The 22868-nt window shown below is 39.5% G+C and carries 22 protein-coding genes; 21 read left to right on the plus strand and 1 reads right to left on the minus strand.

Going from position 1 to position 22868, the window contains the following annotated elements; translation table 11 throughout:
* Nucleotides 1-131 precede the first annotated feature (131 nt).
* Both CYJ57_RS01835 and CYJ57_RS01840 read left to right on the plus strand, forming a co-directional pair.
* Nucleotides 132-1814, plus strand: a complete 1683-nt coding sequence (locus CYJ57_RS01835; RefSeq protein WP_101953845.1) for a ribonuclease J — start codon at nucleotides 132-134, stop codon at nucleotides 1812-1814.
* A gap of 16 nt (nucleotides 1815-1830) precedes the next feature.
* Nucleotides 1831-2427: an energy-coupled thiamine transporter ThiT gene (locus CYJ57_RS01840; RefSeq protein WP_006701129.1), complete on the plus strand. Its 597-nt coding sequence runs from the start codon at nucleotides 1831-1833 to the stop codon at nucleotides 2425-2427.
* 125 nt (nucleotides 2428-2552) lie between these two features.
* On the opposite strand, the gene CYJ57_RS01845 is transcribed toward CYJ57_RS01840, so the two are convergent.
* Nucleotides 2553-2888, minus strand: coding sequence for a hypothetical protein (locus CYJ57_RS01845; protein ID WP_101953846.1), 336 nt, complete (start codon nucleotides 2886-2888; stop codon nucleotides 2553-2555).
* A 203-nt stretch (nucleotides 2889-3091) separates the two neighbouring features.
* On the opposite strand from CYJ57_RS01845, the gene gmk reads away from it, so the two are divergent.
* The 19 genes from gmk (at nucleotide 3092) to opp4B (ending at nucleotide 22866) form a co-directional block, all read left to right on the plus strand.
* A complete protein-coding gene (gmk, locus tag CYJ57_RS01850) occupies nucleotides 3092-3724 on the plus strand; it encodes a guanylate kinase (protein WP_006701131.1) in 633 nt (210 codons plus the stop codon).
* A gap of 3 nt (nucleotides 3725-3727) precedes the next feature.
* Entirely contained in the window at nucleotides 3728-3925 is a 198-nt protein-coding gene (gene rpoZ, locus CYJ57_RS01855; RefSeq protein WP_006701132.1) for a DNA-directed RNA polymerase subunit omega, read from the plus strand.
* A gap of 140 nt (nucleotides 3926-4065) precedes the next feature.
* The gene (gene priA, locus CYJ57_RS01860) at nucleotides 4066-6486 is read left to right on the plus strand and encodes a primosomal protein N' (RefSeq protein ID WP_101953847.1); all 2421 of its coding nucleotides are present in this window, start codon (nucleotides 4066-4068) and stop codon (nucleotides 6484-6486) included.
* A gap of 15 nt (nucleotides 6487-6501) precedes the next feature.
* Nucleotides 6502-7473 (plus strand): methionyl-tRNA formyltransferase, encoded by a 972-nt coding sequence (gene fmt / locus CYJ57_RS01865; RefSeq protein ID WP_101953848.1) that lies wholly within the window; start codon nucleotides 6502-6504, stop codon nucleotides 7471-7473.
* Nucleotides 7463-8824 carry a 16S rRNA (cytosine(967)-C(5))-methyltransferase RsmB gene (gene rsmB / locus CYJ57_RS01870; protein WP_101953849.1) on the plus strand — a complete coding sequence of 454 codons (1362 nt, stop codon included), beginning with the start codon at nucleotides 7463-7465 and terminating at the stop codon, nucleotides 8822-8824. The genes fmt and rsmB overlap by 11 nt, the downstream gene beginning before the upstream one ends.
* A 34-nt stretch (nucleotides 8825-8858) precedes the next feature.
* Nucleotides 8859-9623: a Stp1/IreP family PP2C-type Ser/Thr phosphatase gene (locus CYJ57_RS01875; protein ID WP_006701136.1), complete on the plus strand. Its 765-nt coding sequence runs from the start codon at nucleotides 8859-8861 to the stop codon at nucleotides 9621-9623.
* On the plus strand, nucleotides 9620-11626 hold the full coding sequence (gene pknB / locus CYJ57_RS01880; protein WP_006701137.1) for a Stk1 family PASTA domain-containing Ser/Thr kinase: 2007 nt from the start codon (nucleotides 9620-9622) through the stop codon (nucleotides 11624-11626). The genes CYJ57_RS01875 and pknB overlap by 4 nt, the downstream gene beginning before the upstream one ends.
* Before the next feature lie 23 nt (nucleotides 11627-11649).
* Nucleotides 11650-12573, plus strand: coding sequence for a ribosome small subunit-dependent GTPase A (gene rsgA / locus CYJ57_RS01885; RefSeq protein ID WP_101953850.1), 924 nt, complete (start codon nucleotides 11650-11652; stop codon nucleotides 12571-12573).
* A 16-nt stretch (nucleotides 12574-12589) separates the two neighbouring features.
* On the plus strand, nucleotides 12590-13228 hold the full coding sequence (rpe, locus tag CYJ57_RS01890; RefSeq protein ID WP_101953851.1) for a ribulose-phosphate 3-epimerase: 639 nt from the start codon (nucleotides 12590-12592) through the stop codon (nucleotides 13226-13228).
* A gap of 10 nt (nucleotides 13229-13238) precedes the next feature.
* Nucleotides 13239-13919 carry a thiamine diphosphokinase gene (locus CYJ57_RS01895; protein WP_101953852.1) on the plus strand — a complete coding sequence of 227 codons (681 nt, stop codon included), beginning with the start codon at nucleotides 13239-13241 and terminating at the stop codon, nucleotides 13917-13919.
* 86 nt (nucleotides 13920-14005) lie between these two features.
* Nucleotides 14006-14194 (plus strand): 50S ribosomal protein L28, encoded by a 189-nt coding sequence (gene rpmB, locus CYJ57_RS01900; RefSeq protein WP_101953853.1) that lies wholly within the window; start codon nucleotides 14006-14008, stop codon nucleotides 14192-14194.
* A 114-nt stretch (nucleotides 14195-14308) separates the two neighbouring features.
* Nucleotides 14309-14665: an Asp23/Gls24 family envelope stress response protein gene (locus tag CYJ57_RS01905; RefSeq protein WP_006701143.1), complete on the plus strand. Its 357-nt coding sequence runs from the start codon at nucleotides 14309-14311 to the stop codon at nucleotides 14663-14665.
* 29 nt (nucleotides 14666-14694) lie between these two features.
* Entirely contained in the window at nucleotides 14695-16395 is a 1701-nt protein-coding gene (locus CYJ57_RS01910; protein WP_101953854.1) for a DAK2 domain-containing protein, read from the plus strand.
* A 65-nt stretch (nucleotides 16396-16460) separates the two neighbouring features.
* Nucleotides 16461-18482, plus strand: a complete 2022-nt coding sequence (gene recG, locus CYJ57_RS01915) for an ATP-dependent DNA helicase RecG (protein WP_244896568.1) — start codon at nucleotides 16461-16463, stop codon at nucleotides 18480-18482.
* A 13-nt stretch (nucleotides 18483-18495) separates the two neighbouring features.
* Nucleotides 18496-19491 carry a phosphate acyltransferase PlsX gene (gene plsX, locus CYJ57_RS01920; protein WP_101953856.1) on the plus strand — a complete coding sequence of 332 codons (996 nt, stop codon included), beginning with the start codon at nucleotides 18496-18498 and terminating at the stop codon, nucleotides 19489-19491.
* 153 nt (nucleotides 19492-19644) lie between these two features.
* On the plus strand, nucleotides 19645-19890 hold the full coding sequence (gene acpP / locus CYJ57_RS01925; RefSeq protein ID WP_101953857.1) for an acyl carrier protein: 246 nt from the start codon (nucleotides 19645-19647) through the stop codon (nucleotides 19888-19890).
* 39 nt (nucleotides 19891-19929) lie between these two features.
* Nucleotides 19930-20937, plus strand: a complete 1008-nt coding sequence (locus CYJ57_RS01930) for an ABC transporter ATP-binding protein (RefSeq protein WP_006701148.1) — start codon at nucleotides 19930-19932, stop codon at nucleotides 20935-20937.
* A gap of 3 nt (nucleotides 20938-20940) precedes the next feature.
* Nucleotides 20941-21900 carry an ATP-binding cassette domain-containing protein gene (locus CYJ57_RS01935; protein ID WP_101953858.1) on the plus strand — a complete coding sequence of 320 codons (960 nt, stop codon included), beginning with the start codon at nucleotides 20941-20943 and terminating at the stop codon, nucleotides 21898-21900.
* A gap of 3 nt (nucleotides 21901-21903) precedes the next feature.
* Nucleotides 21904-22866, plus strand: a complete 963-nt coding sequence (opp4B, locus tag CYJ57_RS01940; protein ID WP_101953859.1) for an oligopeptide ABC transporter permease — start codon at nucleotides 21904-21906, stop codon at nucleotides 22864-22866.
* Nucleotides 22867-22868 lie beyond the last annotated feature (2 nt).

Below are 22868 nucleotides of genomic sequence, written 5' to 3' on the forward strand. Positions count from 1 at the left end.
AAGGATAATGATTTTTCATTATCCTTTTCATTATGTGTAGATAATAATAAAATCGGCTCTCTTTTTATTCACTCGCTATCTATGGTATACTTGTTAAGATGAATACAGTTTAAAAATACAAGAGGTGTAAAATGACAGATATTAAAATCATACCTTTAGGAGGCGTGAAAGAAGAAGGGAAAAACCTTTATATTGTTGAGGTTAATCGTTCTCTTTTTATCCTGGATTGTGGGCTCGTCTATCCTGAAGAAGAAATGTTAGGAATTGATGCGGTCATTCCTGACTTTACCTATTTAGAAAGCCGTCGAGATGACATTGTCGGGATTTTCCTGACGCATGGTCATGACGACGCAATGGGCGCACTGCCTTATCTATTAGAAGTGGTCGATGCCCCAGTTTTCGGGACTGAGTTAACGATTGAGTTAGCGACGATCACAGCCAAATCGCAAGGTTTAGAAGATCGGATTGAGAATTTCTTCCAAATTTATGCAGAGACGGAAATTGAGTTCAAAGATGCGACGATTAGTTTCTTCCGTACAACGCATACAATTCCAGATTCTGTAGGGATTGTAGTTCAAACTCAAATTGGCTCGATTGTTTATACTGGAGACTTTAAGTTCGATCCAAGTGCCAGTGGAGAATATCATACTGACTTCGGTCGCTTGACAGATATTGGAGAATCAGGCGTAATTGCCCTTTTAAGCGACTCTGCAGATGCAGAGAATTATTTGCCAACAGTTGGGGATAATAAAATCATTAATAATATGTCTGAAGTCTTTATGAATCATCCGGGTCGCGTAATCGTAGCTTCAATTGGGAGTAATATTGCGCGCATTCAGCAATTATTCAATGCAGCTTTCGAAAGTGGTCGTAAAATTTTCTTAGCCGATGAACAAGTTTATGAGATTATTGATGTGGCTATTAAGTTGAATAAAATCAGTATCCCGTCGAAAGATATTGTCGGAAATATTAAAGATATGAACCGTTTAGCTCCTGAAGAAGTACTTGTTCTTGTGACGGGTGATGTAGGGGAGCCGATGAAGAATATTCAAACGATGGCGATGAAACGTCACCGACGCGTTAATATTGAAGTTGGCGATTTGGTCTACTTTGCCACGACCCCGTCAATTTCAATGGAGACACTTTTTGCGAAAACAAGTGATTTAATCTATCGAGCGGGTGCAACGGTACGAACGATTAACGATAAATATAAATTCTCTGGTCATGCGAATGCGAGTGACTTAAAGATGTTGTTATCATTTATTAAGCCAGATTATTTAATTCCGATTAATGGCGAATCAAGGATGTTATTTGCGCATGCTGCGATTGCTCAAGAGATGGGATACGATGAAGACCATATTTTAATTGCCTCACCAGGAGATGTGATGGAATATCGTAACGGCCATTTAGCGATTACGGGTCAAGTCCCTTCCGGAGATATTCTGATCGATGGCATCGGTGTTGGTGACATCGGTAACGTAGTCCTAAGAGACCGTCGTATTTTAAGTGAAGATGGTATTTTTGTGGTAGTAGCGACGATTTCACGTCGTTTAGGAGAGGTCCTTGTCGGCCCACAAATTACCTCTCGCGGCTTTGTCTATATGAAGACGAGTATTGATTTGATTCAAGCTTGTTCAGATATGACGATTGATATTTTAGAAGAACATCTAAAATTAGAAAATCAATTTGATTGGGGCGAGCTTAAGGGAGAATTACGTGAGAAAATAGGCAAATATCTTTATAAAGAAACGAAACGTCGTCCGGTCGTTCTTCCAATTATTATGGAAGCTTCAAGTTATCAAGTGAATAAATAGAATGGAGTGGAAGTAGATGAATCAACGTTCAAAAAGTTTATTAATTGACTGTGGTATCGCATTGGTATTGACCATTTTGATGGGCTCAATGATGAAATTAGTGATTGATCAATTAGGAATGTATATCGGTCTTACAATGTTACCAATCCTATGGTTAAGTCTAAGGTATGGGTATGAGTTAGGATCCATAGTTGCTTTAATTGCTAGCATTATATTAGGGATCTTATCTTATGGTTTTAGTGATGTAATACTGATGCTTTTATACTATATCATTCCGATTACATTAAGTGCCGGTGGAGGATTATTTGCTAGAAATACGCATAAAACTCTGAATAATCGACGCTACTCTTCAACCTACTTAAATATTGCAACAGCTAGTTTGCTAGCAAGTCTTGTTTATTACTTAGTCCTATTTTGGATCGGGCCACTGATTGCAAAACAATCTTCACTGTTGCCAATTAACGCAAAAGATTTCTGGATAAGCCTAATTGTTACAGCAGCAATTAATGCCCTTATTCTATGTTTAATGGCCCGCTTTGTTCCGAAGACAATAATACCTAAGCGAAGCCCATACTTATCTCGTAAAGAGACATCAGCTTTATTAAATGATTAATTAAAAAATAAGTCCTTGCTTGAAAGAGGTGCTTATCTATAAGTTGGATAAACCATCCAACTTATAGAAGCACTTCAGGTGCAAGGACTTATTTTATTAAAAGGGAATTATTGCATTATCAAACTCTATGCGGTAGTGGCAGCTACGGATAGAATTTGTTCGGTAAGTAGCGTAATTGACTTACCATCAGACAAACGTTCAAGTTGAATGCAACGATTTGTTAAAATGGGTGTCTTAACTACAACATCGATTATTGCTTGTTGAATTTGCTCGGTGCAATCATAATATTCGAAGTGGACAGACAAGGGCTCCATTGATACATAGGCTCGATTTAGTTGACTCTCAACCTCTCGTAGCGGCATTATAATGGATTGATTATGACTTTCTTGTGCTGCAAACCCCATAAAATAATTTGAGATTGCGTTAACGAATGCAGAACCTTGTTTAATTGGTAATTCCATTTACCATTCACCTCCGAATACGAACATTTGTTTGTATTTATACTATACGAACAAATGTTCCCTTTGTCAAGTGTTTATAATTCATTTTTAAATTTTTATGTGCAAGTGTTTTGAATCAGACAATCAGTAATGTCTTATTTAATCTTTAGGCGGAATATGTTATCATAGAGATTAAATATCGGTTTAAGAATGTGGAGGTTGTTATGAGCGAAACAAGAGGATTATTAATTGTATTATCAGGTCCGTCAGGTGTTGGTAAAGGTACCGTCAGGGCAGCTGTGTTTAAAGATAATCAATATAACTATACTTATTCAATTTCTGCAACCACCCGAAAAATTCGTCCTGGTGAAGTGGATGGAAAAGACTACTACTTTATGAGTCGTGAAGAATTTGAGGGGTTAATTGAACAAGGTGCTTTGCTCGAATATACACAGTACGTGGGCAATTATTATGGAACTCCAATTCAACCGATCGAAGAACATTTATCGAAAGGACACGATGTGTTTCTAGAGATTGAAGTTCAAGGTGCCATGAAAGTGCGCGAAAGAATGCCGGAAGGAATCTTTATTTTTCTAGCACCACCGAATATTTCGGAATTAGAGAGTCGAATTGTCGGAAGAGGTACCGATAAACAAGATATTATTTACGAACGGATGCAAAAAGCGCGTGAAGAAATCGAAATGATGAAGCATTACGACTTCGTCGTCGTAAATGATCAAGTTGAAAATGCGGTCCAAAAAATTAATGCGATTATTCAAAGTGAGCATCTACGTGTTGAACGTATGATCGATGCGATTAAATTACAAATACAAAGTTACTTTCAAAAAGGAGAATAAATAATGTTATTATTACCTTCGATTGATCGATTAGTAGAGCAAGAGCCTTCTAAATATAAGTTGATTATTTTAGCAAGCAAACGAGCTCATGAGATGCAAAAACATCCGTTGAGATTACTCGAGAAGTATCAATCGGTTAAAACGATTGGTCAAGCGCTTGAAGAAATTGAAGCGGGCGAATTGAACAGTTTAAATTCATAGAATCTGCAAATACCGAACGGAAACGGTCATGCTGAATCACGGATTCCTTGCGAGGTTTAAAGTGGTTTTTGCGTGAAAGTTGAGTTCGGTTTTGTTTTCTAAATAAAGATAGGATCGATTTGAAATGAAAGGAGGCTCTGATGATTGCATCATTAATTATTGATATACCGAATCGGCAAGTGAATCAAACATATGATTATGTAGTTCCTTCAGAGATGGAATCCTCCATCCAAGTTGGAAGTCGGGTGCGAGTCAAGTTCGGTTTTCAAACGCGATTGGCATTTGTTGTAGCTTTGGCTGAAACATCAGATTATCCCGGAGAGTTACGCGCAATTAGTGAGCTGTTGGACTGGCAAAGTTATTTACCCGAAGAGTTGATTGAATTAAGCCAGGCGATGGCAGAACAGTTGAATGCCTTTCGAATTACTGTTCTACAAGCGATGATTCCGAATGTATTAAAAGGAAAATACGATGAAGTTATTTCTGTAAAAGATGTATCGCAACTCTCAGGAGAAATTACACAGTGGATTAAATCGGACCAAAACTATACTCGCCAACAGTTGTTAGCGCAAATGGATGCTCAAACGCTAAACCGATGGATTCGTCAAGGAGCCCTCCATCTGCAATATATTCCGCATGATCAAGCCCGAAGTAAAACACAAACTTGGATTGAATTAGCCGTCTCGGTGGAACAAGCCAAAGAATTTATCGAGCAGCTGGACGGTCGTAGTTACAAGCAAAAAGAAATTTTAAAATATTTAATTCATCAAACAGCTCTCGATTCGAAATACCAAGTGCTTCAATCAGAGGTTATGGAATTATTATCTGTTTCAAATCGTAGTTTAAATGCACTAGTCGAAAAACAGTGGCTTAGAAAAATAGAACAGCAAGTCTATCGAAATCCTGTGATGGATTATCAAATCGAACCTAGTCAACACCGTGAATTACTACCTGAACAACAAGCAGCATATGATCAAGTGATGCAATCTGTTGAACAGAAGGTATCCAAAACTTATTTGTTAGAAGGGGTGACTGGGAGTGGTAAGACCGAGGTGTACTTGCAGCTAATTGATCAAGTGACCCAGCGGGGCCAAACAGCGATTTTACTTGTACCAGAGATCGCTTTAACCACTCAGATGATACGCCGTGTTTTATCAAGATTTGATACAGGTGTGGCCGTTCTTCATTCGGGACTTTCAGTGGGCGAGCAATTTGATGAGTGGCAACGAATTATACGCGGTGAGGCAAAAATTGTGGTGGGAGCTCGTTCGTCAATTTTTGCACCGCTTGAAAATATCGGCATCATCGTTATTGATGAAGAGCATGAAGGCACGTATAAACAAAGTGAAAATCCACGCTATCATGCACGTGATGTGGCAAAATGGCGGAGTGAGTATCACAGCTGTCCACTTTTGCTAGGGAGTGCTACACCATCTTTGGAAAGTCGCGCTCGCGCCGAAGTCGGTAAATATCAACTGATTACAATGCATAAACGAGTTAATCAATCTCCATTACCACCGGTAAAAGTGATTGATTTACGCCAATCTGTTTTATTGGAGTCATCGACCGAAATATCTCCGGCACTGGAGCAGGCAATTCGTGAGCGACTCGAACGAAACGAACAAATCTTGTTGCTATTAAATCGCCGTGGCTTTGCGTCATATTTCTTATGCCGTGAATGTGGGTATATTATGGGATGTCCCCATTGTGATATTTCCTTAACTTATCATAAAGCGGAACAAGTAATGAAATGTCACTATTGTAATTATCAAACACCTGTGGTGACACAATGTCCACAGTGCCATTCCGAGCATATCCATTCACATGGTATTGGAACACAAAAAGTTGAAGAAACTTTATCGCAATTATTTCCAGGCGTTCGAATTATCCGGATGGATAATGATACAACCCGTGGGAAGGGTAAATATAAACAATTGCTAGATCATTTTGAAGCGCACCAAGGTGATATTTTATTGGGCACGCAAATGATTGCAAAAGGGCTAGACTTTGAAAATGTGACCTTAGTTGGCGTTATTAACGCGGATACAGCTTTAAATTTACCTGATTTTCGAGCGAGTGAACGGACGTTTCAGTTACTTACTCAAGTTAGTGGGAGAGCAGGGCGAGGTGACAAACTGGGGTCTGTTATTATCCAAACTTATAACCCAGAACATTATGTCATGCATTTTGCCCAAAACCACGATTATGTGAATTTTTTCTATTATGAGATGAAGCGTCGTCGTTTAGCTAATTATCCACCGTATTACTTTGTCACATCGATTACAGTATCGAGTCAAGATCGACGTAAAGCAGTGGAAGTCATTCATTTGATTAAGAATCAACTGAAGCAACTTCCAGCATGTCAAACAGAGCGTCTTTTAATTATCGGCCCCAATGTGGATAGCATGCGACGGATGAATAATTATTATTATGTGAATTTATTATTGAAATACAAAGATCAATCTTTAATTCAAGAAGCCTTGAATCAAATTTTGGAGGAATCGCAAGATACAGCTAAAGAGCGAGTCTTTATTCAGATTGATCATGAACCGCAATTTTAATGTCAGGAGGATATTATGACACAGCGAATTGTTTTTATGGGAACGCCACATTTTGCGGCGCATGTACTTGAACAATTAATTAACCATGATTTTGAGGTGGTTTTAGTGGTAACCCAACCGGATCGTCCCGTAGGGCGTAAGCGAATTTTAACGCCAACTCCGGTTAAAGAAGTGGCACTAGCCCACCATCTCGAAGTTTTTCAGCCCGAAAATATTAAAGAAGATGAAGCTATGAAACGGATTACCTCTCTTGAACCAGATTTAATTATTACAGCAGCTTATGGGCAATTTTTACCACAAGCCATGTTACAACTTCCTACACTTGGTGCCATCAATGTTCACGCCTCTTTATTACCTAAATATCGAGGTGGCGCTCCGATTCACTATGCCCTTTGGAATGGGGATGAGGAAACTGGGATTACGATTATGTATATGACAAAAGCAATGGATGCGGGTGATATAATAAGTCAGCGTAGCATCCCCATTGAGTCAAGCGATGATGTGGGTGTCTTATTTGAGAAGTTAGCCATTCTCGGTGGGGAATTACTTGTTGATACTTTGCCAGATTTGTTTGCAGGTAAAGTTCAACCTCAAGTTCAAAATGAAGCAGAAGTATCTTATGCACCGGAAATTACAAAAGAACAAGAACGGATTAATTGGCACCAAACGGCCCAACAAATTGATAATCAAATTCGAGCGTTTCGTCCTTTCCCAAGTTCATATACAATGCTAAACGGAGAACGCATCAAAATCTGGGCAGGTCAACCGGTAACAAGTTCGTATCAAAAGGCTACCCCTGGACAAATTGTAGCTGCAGACGGGGGACGCCTTATTATCCAATGTGGTCAGCAAACTTACTTTGCAATCGATGAACTTCAACCGAGTGGGAAGAAACGAATGCTAACTGAACAATGGTTGAATGGCGTAGAACTTGACCAACTTCTAGCAGAAGCTTTTGAATCAAGTGAGGGAAATTATGAAAATTAAGCAACGCAGTCAAAAAAGATTAAATCAAAACATTCGGTGGCATATGCTGCTGATCTTAGATCAAATTGAAAATGAAGGGGGCTATTCGAATGTTTTGATTGATGCATTTATGACGGATTCGGAATTTGATTCAAGGGATAAGGCGCTGTTAACTCGTGTCGTCTATGGAGTATTACAACACCGTATGACGCTAGATTTTTCTTTAGACTCATTGCTTCAAAATAAAAAAGTGGATCTGTGGGTTAAAACTCTCCTTCGATTATCAATCTACCAATTGTGTTATTTAGATCGCATTCCGCCACATGCGGTGGTGAATGAAGCTGTCTTGATTGCTAAAACCAATGGTCATGCAGGATTAGGGAAGTTTGTTAATTGGGTCTTACGTGAATTCATGCGGCAACCGAGCAATGTGGTGGAAGAAATTGAAGATCCGGTAGAACGTCTCAGTATTGAGTACAGTTTACCGAATTGGATGGTTGAATATTTTCAGTCAAATCGAACTTCAGAGAAGTTAGAAGCCATGCTGAGTTCCTTAAACGAGACGCCCAAATTGACTGCACGAGTTAATCTAAAACAAATGGATCGCGAGGAAGCCATTGCTCGATTAAAAGAGCAAGGTATTGATGCGGAGGCCAGTACCTTGTCGCCAGCAGGAATTATTTTACATTCACCTCAAGTCTTGCAAAGTTCATTGTTCCAAGATGGACTCATTACGATTCAAGATGAAAGTTCGATGCTGGTAGCACCGGTCGGTGATATTCAAGGCGATGAACAGATTCTTGATGCGTGTTGCGCACCTGGGGGTAAGGCGACGCATATTGCTTCTCTATTGACGGATGGGCATCTAACGGCTTTAGATATTAGTGCCGATAAGATGAATAAAGTTGCCCAACATATGGAACGAATGAATTTGATTGACAAAGTGAATTTAAAGGTGACGGATGCCTTACAATTTCATCCAAAAAAAGACACGTTCTATGATATTATATATTTAGACGTACCCTGTTCAGGGCTAGGAATTATGCGACGTAAACCTGAGATTAAATATACGAAGAAAATTACGGATATTCAGGCATTAGCGCAAATACAAGCGAAATTTTTAAATCATTTTGCTCCTTATGTAAAGCCTGGAGGCAAATTGATTTATAGTACTTGTACCTTATCTTATGAAGAAAATGAAAAAAATGTGGAACAATTTATTAAAGCCCATCCCCAATTTGAAATTGATCCGATCCAACCAACAGAGGTTCCAAGTGATGTAATCGAGCAACCCGGTTGGGTTCGTATTTGGCCAGATCAATATCATACTGATGGATTTTTTATCTGTCGCATGAAACGACGCGAAGCGTGATGGGTAGATTATTGACTGAGGAGACTTATTCATTATGGAGATTTCTGTTCGTTCAAATGTCGGAAAGCGACGCAAAACGAATCAAGATTATGCAGACTATTTTGTAACCTCCGAAGATTGTTATTTATTTGTCTTATGTGACGGAGTAGGAGGGCATCTTGCAGGTGATGTTGCGAGTGAGTTGACGGCAAAGTTTTTAGGCAATTTATTTAAAGATTACCGCGTTACTTTTACCGATCAGCAATCCACTGAATGGATTCGTGATGCGGTAGAAGGTGTTAACCAATATATTTATCAAAAATCTCTCGAGGACAATCAACTTGAAGGGATGGGAACAACGCTGATTATGGCGCTGATTTCTGGCGATTCTATCTATATAGCCCATGTGGGGGATAGCCGGGCATATGCCTTTAGTCAAGGTGAACTCGTTCAGTTAACGGAAGACCAATCGTTAGTGAATGAGTTGATTCGTATTGGAGAAATTACGGCAGAAGAAGGCTTGGAACATCCAAGCCGAAATATTGTAACCCAATCGATTGGCATCACCCCGACGGTTAGTTATGAGTTGGCGAAGTTGTCAATGCATGAAATCGATCGATTGATGCTCTGTTCTGATGGCTTAACTAATATGTTGACGTTAGAAGAGATGAACCAACTGTTCGCTCAACAAACTGACATTGATGCTTTAGGGCTTCAATTGATTGATAAAGCGAATGAAGCGGGTGGAAAGGACAATATTACTTTAATTTTGTTGACCTGCCCTCAGATAGAAGCAACGGTAGGAGGTGACGGTGAATGATTGAAATTCATTCGAAATTATCTGGACGGTATATTATTACAAAACCCATTGGCAGTGGTGGAATGGCCAATGTTTATTTGGCAAGAGATTTAATCTTAGATCGTGATGTTGCCGTTAAAGTCTTAAAATATGACTTCCAAGATAATCAAGAAGCGATTCAACGATTCCAACGTGAGGCCATTGCGGCCAGTCAACTCTTACATCATAATATTGTAGAAGTTTATGATGTTGATGAAGAACAAGGTCAGCAATATATCGTAATGGAGTATGTCAAAGGAACGGATTTGAAGAATTTTATTCGTGAACGTTCCCCGTTATCACTCGAACTGGCTGTAAATATTATGAGTCAAATCTTATCCGGGATTGAAGTGGCACATAAGCATGGCATTATTCATCGAGATATAAAACCGCAAAATATTTTGATTACAGATGATAACGAAGTGAAGATTACTGACTTTGGTATTGCAATCGCGTTATCGGACACATCATTAACTCAAACAAATACCTTGCTAGGCTCTGTTCATTACTTATCACCAGAACAAGCTCGCGGCAGCTCTGCGACGGTAAAATCTGATATTTATGCCATCGGTGCTGTCTTGTATGAATTAATTACAGGAGAAGTTCCTTTTGATGGCGAGTCAGCAGTGTCAATTGCATTGAAACATTTCCAAGAGGATTTCCCAAGAATTCGAGACAAGATGGACTATGTGCCGCAAAGTTTAGAAAATGTCATCCTGCGAGCAACTGCGAAAGATCCAGCTAAACGCTATAACTCGGTTCATGAAATGTTAATGGATTTAAGTACGAGTTTGAGTGTGATTCGCATGAATGAGTCGCCATTTGACCCCGACCGTAATTTGGCTGATCCGGAGTCGTTAGTAATTACACCGATCCGACCCGTACGCGATGCAGAGATGGCGTTGAATCAGGCTGAAAAGGAAAAAGAAGTGGTGCCGGAAGAAGAGTCTATTGTTAATTACGATGAGATTCCTGAACCGAAGCCGCCAAAATTCCGTCGTTGGATGATTCGGTTTGCATCCGTCGTTTTGGCACTTGTCGTACTCTTTGGACTATATACGGTTGTTAGCAGCCAACTGGGGTCGACGACCGTCCCGAATCTAGCAGAATTATCGCTTGAAGAAGCAAAAGATAAGTTAGCTAAGGAAAATTTAATGTTGGGTGAAGTCAAACAAGACTGGGACCACGAAATTCCTTCAGGTTATGTTATCGGAACAGATCCAAAGGCCAAAACTTCGGTGAAGAAAAATACAGCGATTGACTTAATTGTTAGTAGCGGTCGTGAGCAAGTAGAATTAGGCGACTATATTGGCCAAAACTATGAACAAGTTCGTCAAAAATTAATTCAGGCAGGCTTTATTGTCGAACGTCATGATTTATATACAAATAATCAAGAGGAAGCGGATGTAATCCTAGCGCAAAGTATCCAAGCTGGTAGCCGCGTTGTACCAGAAGCTACATCCATTACGCTAACTGTCGGAAGTTATTCCCAATCGAGTGTGATGCAAGAATTTTATAACTTATCATTGAAAATGGTTGAAAACTTCGCAGACAATTATGGATTAAATGTTGAAGTTGATTATCAATACCATGATTTCATACCAAAAGATCAAGTAATTCGTCAAAGTCCTAATAGTGGTACGCCTTTACAACCTGGTGATACCATTTCGGTCGTCGTTTCGTTAGGACAAGAAGAAACAGAAATTGTTCCCGTTCGGATTCCAATTTCAATCGAGTACGTTCCAAGATATTCTGAGAGTGACCTAAATCAATCTCACCCATTGGCAAATGTGATCGAAGTCTTTATAGGGGATTCAAAAAATAATATTAATCAAGTAGCTGAAAAATTCGAAATTAAAGAATCCAAAGAAATTCAAATTACGCTTTATATTCCGTCAAATGGTGTAGGGCAATATCGGATTATGCGTGACGGGGATGTTGTTGAGGAAAGTCCGGAAGTATATCCTCAAGAACCTAGCGAGTAGTTAGCGTAGGAAAAGGAGGCTGTATGCGAACACAAACAGGTATAATATTCCAAGCGAAAAGTGGTTTCTATTCGATTTGGTCGAATGGCGAGACATATATTTCGAAGCCGAAAGGTCTATTCCGTCATCATCAACAATCTCCATTAGTAGGGGATATCGTCACGTTTGAATACGATGAGAAACATCCTGAATCTGAAAGTCGTTTAATTGAGATTAAAGAGCGAGCGAATGAATTTATTCGTCCGAGTATTGCAAATGTGGACGAAGCATTGATTGTCATGTCACTTGTTGAACCTGATTTTAGTGAAATTTTATTAGATTACTATCTCGTTAATGCGGAGCAATATGGTGTGAAGTGTCAAATTATTTTAAGTAAATACGATTTATTAATCGATCGAGTTGGCCAGTTGGCTGCACAGGCACAAGTTGAACACATTCAATCAGTATATACACAAATCGGTTATCCAGTCGAAGTGTTCGATAACAGTCAACAAACCGCACAGCGAATTCGAGCAAATATTCACGAAGGTCTTTATGTTGTGATGGGACAATCAGGTGTTGGGAAATCAACGTTATTGAATGCTTTAATTCCAACAGCACAAATTGATACCCGACCGATTAGTGATGCCTTGAATCGTGGACGGCATACGACACGAGAAGTTACCTTATATCCGATTAACCAGGGATTAATTGCTGACACACCAGGATTTAGTGCAATTGATTTTGATCAAATTGAGGTAGAATCGTTAGCCCATTACTTCCCAGAGATTGATGAAGCCGCATTGCATTGTAAGTTTCGCAGTTGTCTTCATCTCAAAGAACCTGGTTGTTATGTAAAAGAACAAGTTGAAAATCAGAAAATATCGAAATCAAGATATGAAAGTTATTTAAGTATCGCGCAACGTATTATGCAACGTAAACCAAAATATTTAAGAAAAAACAAATAAGTTAGGAGAATTGAAGATGATCATCGCGCCTTCTATTTTAAGTGCAGATTTTAGTCGATTGGGTGATTCGTTAAAAGAAACGGTCGATGCTGGAGCAGATTGGTTACATATTGATATGATGGACGGCACATTTGTCCCGAATATTTCATTTGGACCAATGGTTATGGCTGCGGTTCGCCCTCTAGTCGATTGTGTGTTTGATTGTCATTTGATGATTGACCAACCTGAACGGTATATTCAAGCGGTCGTGGATGCGGGTGCAGATTATGTTACGTTTCATGTTGAAGCTACAGCACATCCACATCGGGCAATTCAAATGATTAAACAGGCGGGTGTAAAAGCTGGCGTCGTCATAAATCCCGGGACACCAGTAAGTGCCATTGAACCTTTGTTAGCGGACTGTGATTTAGTCTTAGTAATGTCTGTAAATCCAGGGTTTGGCGGACAAAAATTCATTCCGAACGCTGTAGATAAAGTGGCACAGTTAGCTCACATACGTCAAGAAAAAGGCTATGATTACTTAATTGAAGTCGATGGTGGCATAAATGAGCAGACGGGTGCACAATGTAAAGTCGCTGGAGCAGATGTACTCGTAGCAGGTTCATACGTATATAAACACGCTAATATGCGCCAAGCGATTGACTCGTTAAGATAGGATTGTCAACATGGGAGTCACAGTTATTATTTGTGCTGGCGCACCGCATCCTGCACTTGAGTTGATTCCAACTTATTTAGATTCTGCTGATCAAGTCTACTTTATCGGGGTAGACCGTGGGGCTTATCACTTGATGCAGCAAGGCTATCCGGTTGATTGGGCGATGGGTGATTTTGATTCAGTTACTGCTTCAGAATATGAAGAATTACAAGCGTATTGCCAGCAAATTGAACGCGTGTCTTCCCATAAAGATGATACAGATTTGGAATTGGCTCTCGCATACGTCAGTCAGATGCCTAATATGACAGCTTGTTATATCTTTGGAGCGCTAGGTTCTTCAGGTGGACGCTTAGATCATTTAATCTTAAATCTATGGCTCGCACACCAACCACGTTTTTCGTCGTTAATTCCGCGCTGTTTGATGATTGAATCGGATACGGTAGTACAATTTTTCAACCCTGGTGTTTATCAAATTCAACCGGGAACCAATCCTCAATATTTATCAATTATTACAATGTCACCGGTTAAAGGGCTTAGCATCCAACAAGCAGAATATGATTTGTCACCGACGGATTTCGATTATCCTAAAGCGTATATTAGTAATGAATTTATTGACACTTCCACTCCGATTCAACTTGAATTTCACTCAGGGATGGTCTGTGTGATGTGGGTGAAAGAGTGCGAAAAATAGCTTGCTAAATGCATTTAAATATGATATCTTATTCGAGTACGCATAATAGAAATCAAACATCTGTGATAAAAAGGAGGTAATGAACGATGGCAAAAGAATGTTTTTACACAGGTAGAAGAACTCGCACAGGACATAAACGTTCACACGCATTAAACGCATCGAAACGTACATTCAAACCTAACTTACAAAAAGTTCGTGTATTAGTAGATGGTGAGCCGAAGAAAGTATGGGTTTCAACTCGTGCTTTAAAATCAGGTTTAGTTGAACGTGCCTAATACGATATAAAAGTCAATTTGTATCTTACAAATTGACTTTTTTTATTTTTATTATTATCTTATATCCAAATGTGGTAAAATGAAGAGGAATAAATGAAAGAAAGGATCAATACAATGGCAGTTCAAATTTCAACAAAAGATGGCCAAGTCTCCATTAACTTGAATGCAATCGCCACCGTCATTGGAGCTTCAGTAACGGATAACTATGGCGTAGTCGGAATGGTGAGCAAAAATCTGATTCGAGATAATTTCATTGAAGTCTTAAAAAATGAAAATTACGCAAAAGGGATTGTTTTAAAACAAAATGGTAATTTGATTTCAGTGGATGTCTATATATTAGTATCCTACGGAACAAAGATTTCAGTTATTTGTCGTAATATTCAAGAAACAGTAAAATACAATGTTGAACGTTTGCTTGGTTTTTCACTAGATTATGTAAATGTTCATGTACAAGGAGTAAAGGTTGATTAATTCAACTGATATGAGGAGGACATGTCATCGTGGAAATTAAGCAATTTTCAGCGAAAGATTTTCGTAAAATGATTCAAAGTGGCGCGAATAATTTAACGCGTAATAAAGATTTAGTCGATTCGTTAAATGTATTCCCTGTTCCAGATGGGGATACTGGAACGAACATGAATATGACGTTCACGTCTGGAAATGAAAAGTTAACCCAAACAGTGAGCGATCATGTGGGTGAGTTAGCTCAATCTCTAGCAAAAGGGCTTCTAATGGGAGCGCGTGGTAACTCTGGGGTAATTCTATCACAAATTTTCCGTGGGTTTAGTAAAGCAATTGAGCATCTTGAAACATTAGATGCTGAAGGTTTTGTGAGTGCCTTCTCGGGAGGGGTAGAGTCAGCGTATAAAGCGGTGATGAAACCTGTAGAGGGAACAATTTTAACGGTTGCCCGTGAATCAGCTATGGCTGGAGAGCATGCGGTACAATCTACCGATAATATTGTTGAGATTATGGAAGCGATTGTTGAAGGAGCACGCCGTTCTTTAGACAACACGCCGAATCTATTGCCTGTTCTAAAACAAGTTGGTGTGGTTGATAGTGGTGGGAAAGGTTTATTATGTATTTATGAAGGCTTCCTAGAGAGCTTGACTGGTGAGTCACTCCAAGATGAATCAGAGGAAGCTCATGAAACGGTAGCATCTCAACATACGCATGCAATTTTTAATAATGAGGAAGAGCATCCACTTTCGATGGATGATATTACCTATGGATTCTGTACGGAGATTATGGTACGCATTGACCCAGATTTTGCTACTACGGATCAAACATTTGATACGGAACAGTTTCGTGAAACATTAAATACTCGTGGAGATTCGTTATTAGTCGTTGCGGATGATGAGATTATTAAAGTCCATATTCATACTGAGAATCCTGGAGAAATTATGCAACTCGGACAGCAGTTCGGTGAGTTAATTAAAATTAAAGTGGACAATATGCGTGAGCAAGTCCGAGAGATTGATCGTCAGCACCAAGCAAGTCGTCCAGACCAACCGACCGTAGATGATCAAGCGATGATTTTAAGTAAATCAACGGCAGTAATTACGGTAGCGGCTGGTGAAGGAATGCATCAATTATTTGAGTCGATTGGAGCGGACGTCGTCTTATCTGGAGGACAGACCATGAATCCTTCGACGGAAGATTTTGTTAAGGCGATTGAGACGGTGAAAGCCGATAAATATATTATTTTGCCAAACAATAAAAATATCATTATGGCAGCCGAGCAAGTCTCAGAGTTGATTGATCAACCTGTTGTGGTCATTCCAACACGTAGTATTCCTCAAGCAGTCAGTGCCATGTTAGTTTATAACGAAGAAGCAACCTTAGAAGATAATCAGGAAATGATGCTTGAAATGATGGGGCAAGTGAAGACCGGTCAGATTACTTATTCGATTCGTGACACGCAAATTAATGATATTGATATTCATAAAGACGATTATATGGGCTTAATTGATGATCAAATTGAGTTGGTTGATCAGGACTTAACGGAAGCACTCTATCATACGTTAGATCAAATGATCGATACATTTAGTTCGATTGTGACGATTTACATTGGTGAAGAGGGCGATGAAAACGAAGTTAATGATGTAATTCAACGCTTAAGCCAACAATACTCAGATATTGAATTTGAAGTAGTTGAAGGCAATCAGCCAGTTTATAATTATATTATGTCAGTAGAGTAGTCATTTTATGAGGGGCCTCGCGCCCCTTTTTTTCATAGGATAAGGAGGATGATAGTGTGGATTGGATGGACTCCATTGAGCAACTTAAAGGGATCGGCCCTGCGTCTTTGGCACGGTTTAAACAATTAAATATTGAATCGATTCAAGACCTACTATTCCATTTTCCATTTCGTTATGAAAATATTCAAGAGCGAGATATCGAGACGATTCTCGACCAAGAGAAAGTAGTTCTTAAAGGAAAGATTATTTCTGATCCTGTTGTAAGCTACTATGGACGTCGCAAAAGTCGTCTATCATGTAGGTTAGCCGTTGACTCACAAACCTTAATTACGGTTGTGTTCTTTAATCAACCTTATTTAGTGAAACAACTTGAAGTGGGGAATCAAGTGGCCATTCTAGGGAAGTGGCAACAAAGCCGTCAGACTTTAATGGGAATGAAAATCATTCAACGCAGCCATACGAACGATTTAGAACCGATATATTCAACGGTCAAAGGATTAAGCCAGTCTTTAATTTCAAAGTCAGTCTATCAAGCGTTCGAGCTGTATGGTAAAGATATTCCAGAAATATTACCGGAATCTTTAAATCTTGCTTATCGCCTAATGCCACTGAATCAAGCGCTATATCGAATGCATTTTCCTAAGAGTGCTGAGCATTATCATCAAGCGGAACGCAAGATCATCTATCAAGAATTCTTCTTGTATCAATGGCGTTTGATGAATCAGGCTGAACAATGGGAGAAATATCCAAGTGTTCAATATTTAGATCGAACAGATCGTAGGCACCAAATTCAAGCATCCTTACCTTTCGAACTAACTTCATCTCAGCAGCAAGCTTTGGATGAAATTATGCATGATTTGTATCAACCTTATCCAATGCGTCGAATGCTGCAAGGGGATGTAGGTAGTGGAAAGACGATTGTTGCATTCTTGGCGATGATTGAGACCTTATCGAATGACTTACAAGCGGCTTTGATGGTTCCTACAGAAATTTTAGCGCGTCAACATGTGGAAAGCTTTAATCAATTATTCCAATCCTTTGGATTTCAGGCAAAACTTCTTGTGAGCTCGATGGAACGTTCAGAAAAAGAACGCGTAATACAAGCGATAGCTTCAGGAGAGTGTCAAATTGTTATAGGGACCCATGCATTAATTCAAGATAGTGTTCAATTTAAACGACTTGGGTTAGCAATAATCGATGAGCAACACCGTTTTGGCGTTAATCAACGTCATGCACTGATGGCTAAAGGACCTGAAGAAGTGACGATCAATATTTTACAGATGACGGCTACACCCATACCACGAACGTTAGCTCAAGCTATCTATCAAGGGATGGCGGTGTCTACGATTGATCAAATGCCACATGGTCGCTTACCCATTCAGACTGAATGGATTCAAGAAAACCAAATTAATCGTGTTTATCAGCGAATTCATGAACAGTTATCTAAAGGGCACCAAGTCTATTATGTACTGCCGCTAATTAATCCCTCTGATGCGTTAGAAGAGGTGGAGAGCGTTCAGTCCGTTGCACAACGGTTGGCTGACCAATATCCTCAATATCGAATCGGCTATTTACATGGGCAATTAGATAAGGAAAGCCAGCGGGAAACAATGGAAGGTTTTGTAAGTCATCACATAGATATCCTCATTGCAACGACAATGGTAGAAGTCGGTGTGAGTGTAAGTAATGCTACTGTGATGGTCGTTCAATCTGCTGAGCGATTTGGTCTCAGTCAGTTACACCAGTTAAGGGGAAGGGTCGGCCGAGGGCAATGGCAAAGTTATTGTTATCTGATTGCCAACCCTAAGACAGACGCTGGTAAACAACGAATGCAAATTATGGCAGAACAATCTGATGGATTTTTGATCAGTGAAGCGGATATGGCTTTACGAGGGATGGGAGATGTCCTCGGAATATCCCAAAGTGGGTTACCAGATTTTCACTATGCTAACTTAATTGAAGACCAACATATCTACCGAGTAGCGAAAGAAGATGTTGAACAAATTTTATCCGGTCAACAACCAATCACTCCACAGGCAAGAGGGCGATTAGATCGGTTAGTTGAAGCAAATGAAATGAAATTATAGAAAGGAAGATACGATGATAACAATTGCAATTGATGCGATGGGTGGAGACCATGCGCCACAAGTTCCAATTCAAGCAGTAAACCAAGCCATCGATAAATATCCACAAGTACAATTTAAAGTGTATGGAGATCAAACAAAGATCACACCGCTCATTCGAACGGATCAACGAATCGAGGTAATTCACTGCGATGGAATAATTGATAACGAAGATGATCCTGTACGGGCAGTACGAACGAAAAAAGAATCCTCAATGGTTAAAGCAGCCCGTGCGGTAAAAGATGGCGAAGCGGATGTATTACTGTCTGCTGGCAGTACAGGAGCGCTATTGACTGCCGGATTACTAATTGTAGGTCGTATTCCGGGAATTGATCGTCCTGGTTTGATGCCGGTCATTCCAACGATCAGTTCGGAGCATCCTCACCTAATCTTAATGGATGCGGGAGCCAATGCAGATACAAAACCAATTAATATTCAACAATTTGCAGTGATGGCAAATGTTTATGCACGCCGAGTGTTAAATATAGAACGTCCACGTGTAGGGCTTATTAACAATGGAACGGAAGCATCAAAAGGGAGTCAATTATCAAAAGAAGCCTATACATTACTGAGTGAACTCGATTCGATCCACTTTGTTGGCAATATCGAAGCTAAAAACTTATTAAGCGGCGAAATTGATATTGCTGTAACTGACGGTTTTACGGGTAATGCCATTCTCAAAACTTTAGAAGGGACGGTCAAATCACTTGTTTCATTGTTGAAAAGCACTTTCAAATCCGGGAATTTATCGACAAAAATCGGCGCTTTTTTAATTAAAAATCCATTAAAAAATACTCTTGAAAACTTAGATGATTCTAAGCAAGGAGGAGCCGTTCTCTTAGGAGTAAAAGCACCCGTTATAAAAGCACATGGATCCGCCGACGAAGAAGCATACATTAACGCAATTCGTCAATCTATTCATGTCATTGAAAGCCAAGCTGTGGTGCAAATTACGAATTATTTCTCAGATTAAATAAAGATTAGAAAAAATAGGAGCATTGAGCATAACGTGTGAAACGCTTTCTGAACGGGAAACTTGCCCAAATTTGTTATAGACAAATGAGAGATTAATTTGTATTATATAAGATACATGTTGCAAAATAATTCAATAAACGGAGGTGAGCAAGTGAACGAAAATTCAGAAACCTATACGGTTGTTCGGGATATAATCGTTGAGCGTTTTGGTGTCGAAGAGAAAAAAGTCGCTCCGTCAATGACATTTGATGATTTAGGCGCAGACTCTTTGGATGTCGTTGAACTTGTGATGGATATTGAAGATCGATTTGACATTCAGTTTGATGATGATCGAATTGGGGAGTTGAACAATATCGCAGATGCCATTGATTATATTGAAGAGCTCAAAGGAGCATAGTGCAAACGGAAAACTCTAAATGACATCGGAGGCTAAAAAATGGAGAAAAAGGATATTCTATTAGAAGTGAAAGACCTACATACAGGTTTCCGTATTAAAGATAGTTACTTTAATGCGGTCGATGGTGTTTCCTTCGAATTACGTCGGAATGAAAAGCTAGCAATTGTTGGGGAGTCTGGGTGCGGCAAGAGTACTTTAGCAACGTCAATTGTGGGCTTACACGACCCTAAAAATACACGTCAATCGGGCGAAATTATTTATAAAGGACAAAATCTTTTAGACTTTACTGAGCAAGATTTCCTTAAGATTCGTGGGGATGAAATTGGAATGATCTTCCAAGACCCATTGGCATCATTAAACCCGTTAATGACAATTGAAGACCAAATTGCTGAGCCTATGATTTATCATACAAAATTAAATGCTCAACAACGTTCACAACGCGTATTGGAATTGTTAGACCAAGTAGGGATTGCGAATCCAAAACGAATGGCAAAACAATACCCACATGAGTTGTCTGGAGGGATGAGACAACGTGTTATTATTGCGATTGCCCTAGCATGTAAACCTGATATTATTATTGCTGATGAGCCGACTACGGCTTTAGACGTAACGATTCAAGCTCAAATTCTTGACTTATTAAATGAAATTCAAGAAGAAACAGAATCTGGTATTATTTTAATTACACATGACCTTGGGGTAGTTGCTGAAACTGCAGACCGTGTTGGAGTAATGTATGCAGGCCAATTCGTTGAAATTGCACCCGTACACGAACTGTTTAATAATCCAAAACACCCATACACGCGCTCACTCTTAAGATCAATTCCACAATCAAATGACTTAGTGGATGAAAAAGGTCACTTGCACGTAATTCAAGGGGTAGTTCCTTCAATTACGAACTTACCAAGAGAAGGATGTCGTTTCGCACATCGTATTCCTTGGATTCCAGCAGAAGCGCATGAAGCTAATCCAGTACTTCATCAAGTTGGAGAAGATCATTGGGTACGTTGTACATGTCATGAGCATTTCTACTTCCCAGAGGAGGCATAATAAATGAGTGGATTAATAGAAGTAAAAGATTTAAAAGTTCACTATCCAATCCGTAGTGGATTCTTCAACCGCATTACAGACTACGTCTATGCGGTGGATGGGGTGAGCATGAGTTTTGAACGTGGTAAGACCTATGGGCTTGTTGGTGAGTCTGGTTCTGGTAAATCAACCATCGGTAAAGCAATTATTGGTTTAGAGAAAATAACGGACGGTCAAATTTTCTATAACGGAAAAGATGTATCGAAAGAAGCACGTCAACGTCGTTCAGATTACCGTAAAAACGTTCAAATGATTTTCCAAGATGCGATGTCAAGTTTTAACCCTAAAAAACGTATCTTGGACGTGATGGCAGAGCCTTTACGTAACTTTACCAATATGACACCTGAGGAAGAACGTCGTAAGATTGTTGAGTTGCTTGAGATTGTAGGATTAACTGAAGATGTTCTGTTAAAATATCCACACCAATTCTCTGGGGGACAACGTCAACGGATTGGGGTTGCTCGAGCAGTAGCCTTAAACCCAGAACTAGTGATTGCCGATGAGCCGGTATCAGCGCTAGACTTATCCGTACAAGCTCAAGTATTGAACTTTATGAAGACGATTCAAGAAGAATATAACATCAGTTATTTATTCATCTCGCATGACTTAGGGGTCGTTAAACATATGTGTGACGATATCGCCATTATGTATCGTGGCCGCTTCACTGAGTTAGGTAAAGCAGATGAGATTTACAAAAACCCTCAACACATTTACACGAAACGCTTGCTTTCAGCAATTCCACAGATGGATCCAAACCATCGTGAAGAGCACAAAATTGAGCGGATTCGCGTTGAAAAAGAATACCAACAAAATAACGCGAAGTATTTCGATGAAAATGGCCGAGTGTTCGATCTTAAGCCAATTAACGATCATCACTCCGTAGCGTTGAGAGATGTCTCTCAAATAGTAGAAGGAGGGTTATAATCCATGTGGAAAACAATTCTTAGACGTTTAGTTTTAATGATTCCCCAAATTGTTATTTTAAGTATTTTAGTATTCTTACTTGCAGACTTAATGCCAGGGGATGCGCTGACAGGGTTGATTGACCCAACGATTTCAGCAGAACAGATTGAAGCCATGCGTGAGAAATTAGGTTTGAATAAACCAGTTCACGAGCGCTACCTAGACTGGGCAGGTAAAATTTTACACGGAGATTTCGGTCGAAGCTGGAACCATAAAATGCCAGTTACTCAAATCATTGGGATTCGTATTTGGCCAACACTTTGGTTATCACTATTAACCGTTATTATCTCATACTCAATTGCCTTACCAATGGGGTTATATGCTGGGCGTTACCAAAATACCGCATTTGACCGCTTTGTAAACTTATATAACTTTATTACATATTCAGTGCCTGTATTCGTTTTAGGTCTATTATTCTTATGGGCATTTGGATACTCATTAGGTTGGTTCCCAACTCGAGGAACAATTTCTGCGGGTGTTACACCAGGTACGTTCGAAGCAGCCTTATCGAGATTCTACCATATGATTCTTCCGGCCTTCACGATGGGGGTACTAAGTACAACGGGTACCGTTCAATATCTACGTACATCGGTTATTGATGCGAAGACACAAGACTATGTTCGTACAGCCCGTTCTAAAGGGGTACCAATGGATAAGATTTATTCCCGTCATATTTTCCGTAACTCAATCTTACCGATTGCACAAGGAATGGGATATACCATTACTGGATTGATTTCTGGTTCAGTTATTACTGAGACCATCTTTACTTATCAAGGAATGGGACAATTATTCATCACATCAATTAATACGCGTGACTTTACCGTTATGACAGCGTTAGTTCTATTATTTGGTACAATGACCTTATTAGGGACTCTATTGTCAGACATTATTATGATCTTCGTAGACCCACGAATTAGAATTAACTAGAA

Source organism: Falseniella ignava, assembly GCF_002847645.1.
Lineage (GTDB): Bacteria > Bacillota > Bacilli > Lactobacillales > Aerococcaceae > Falseniella > Falseniella ignava.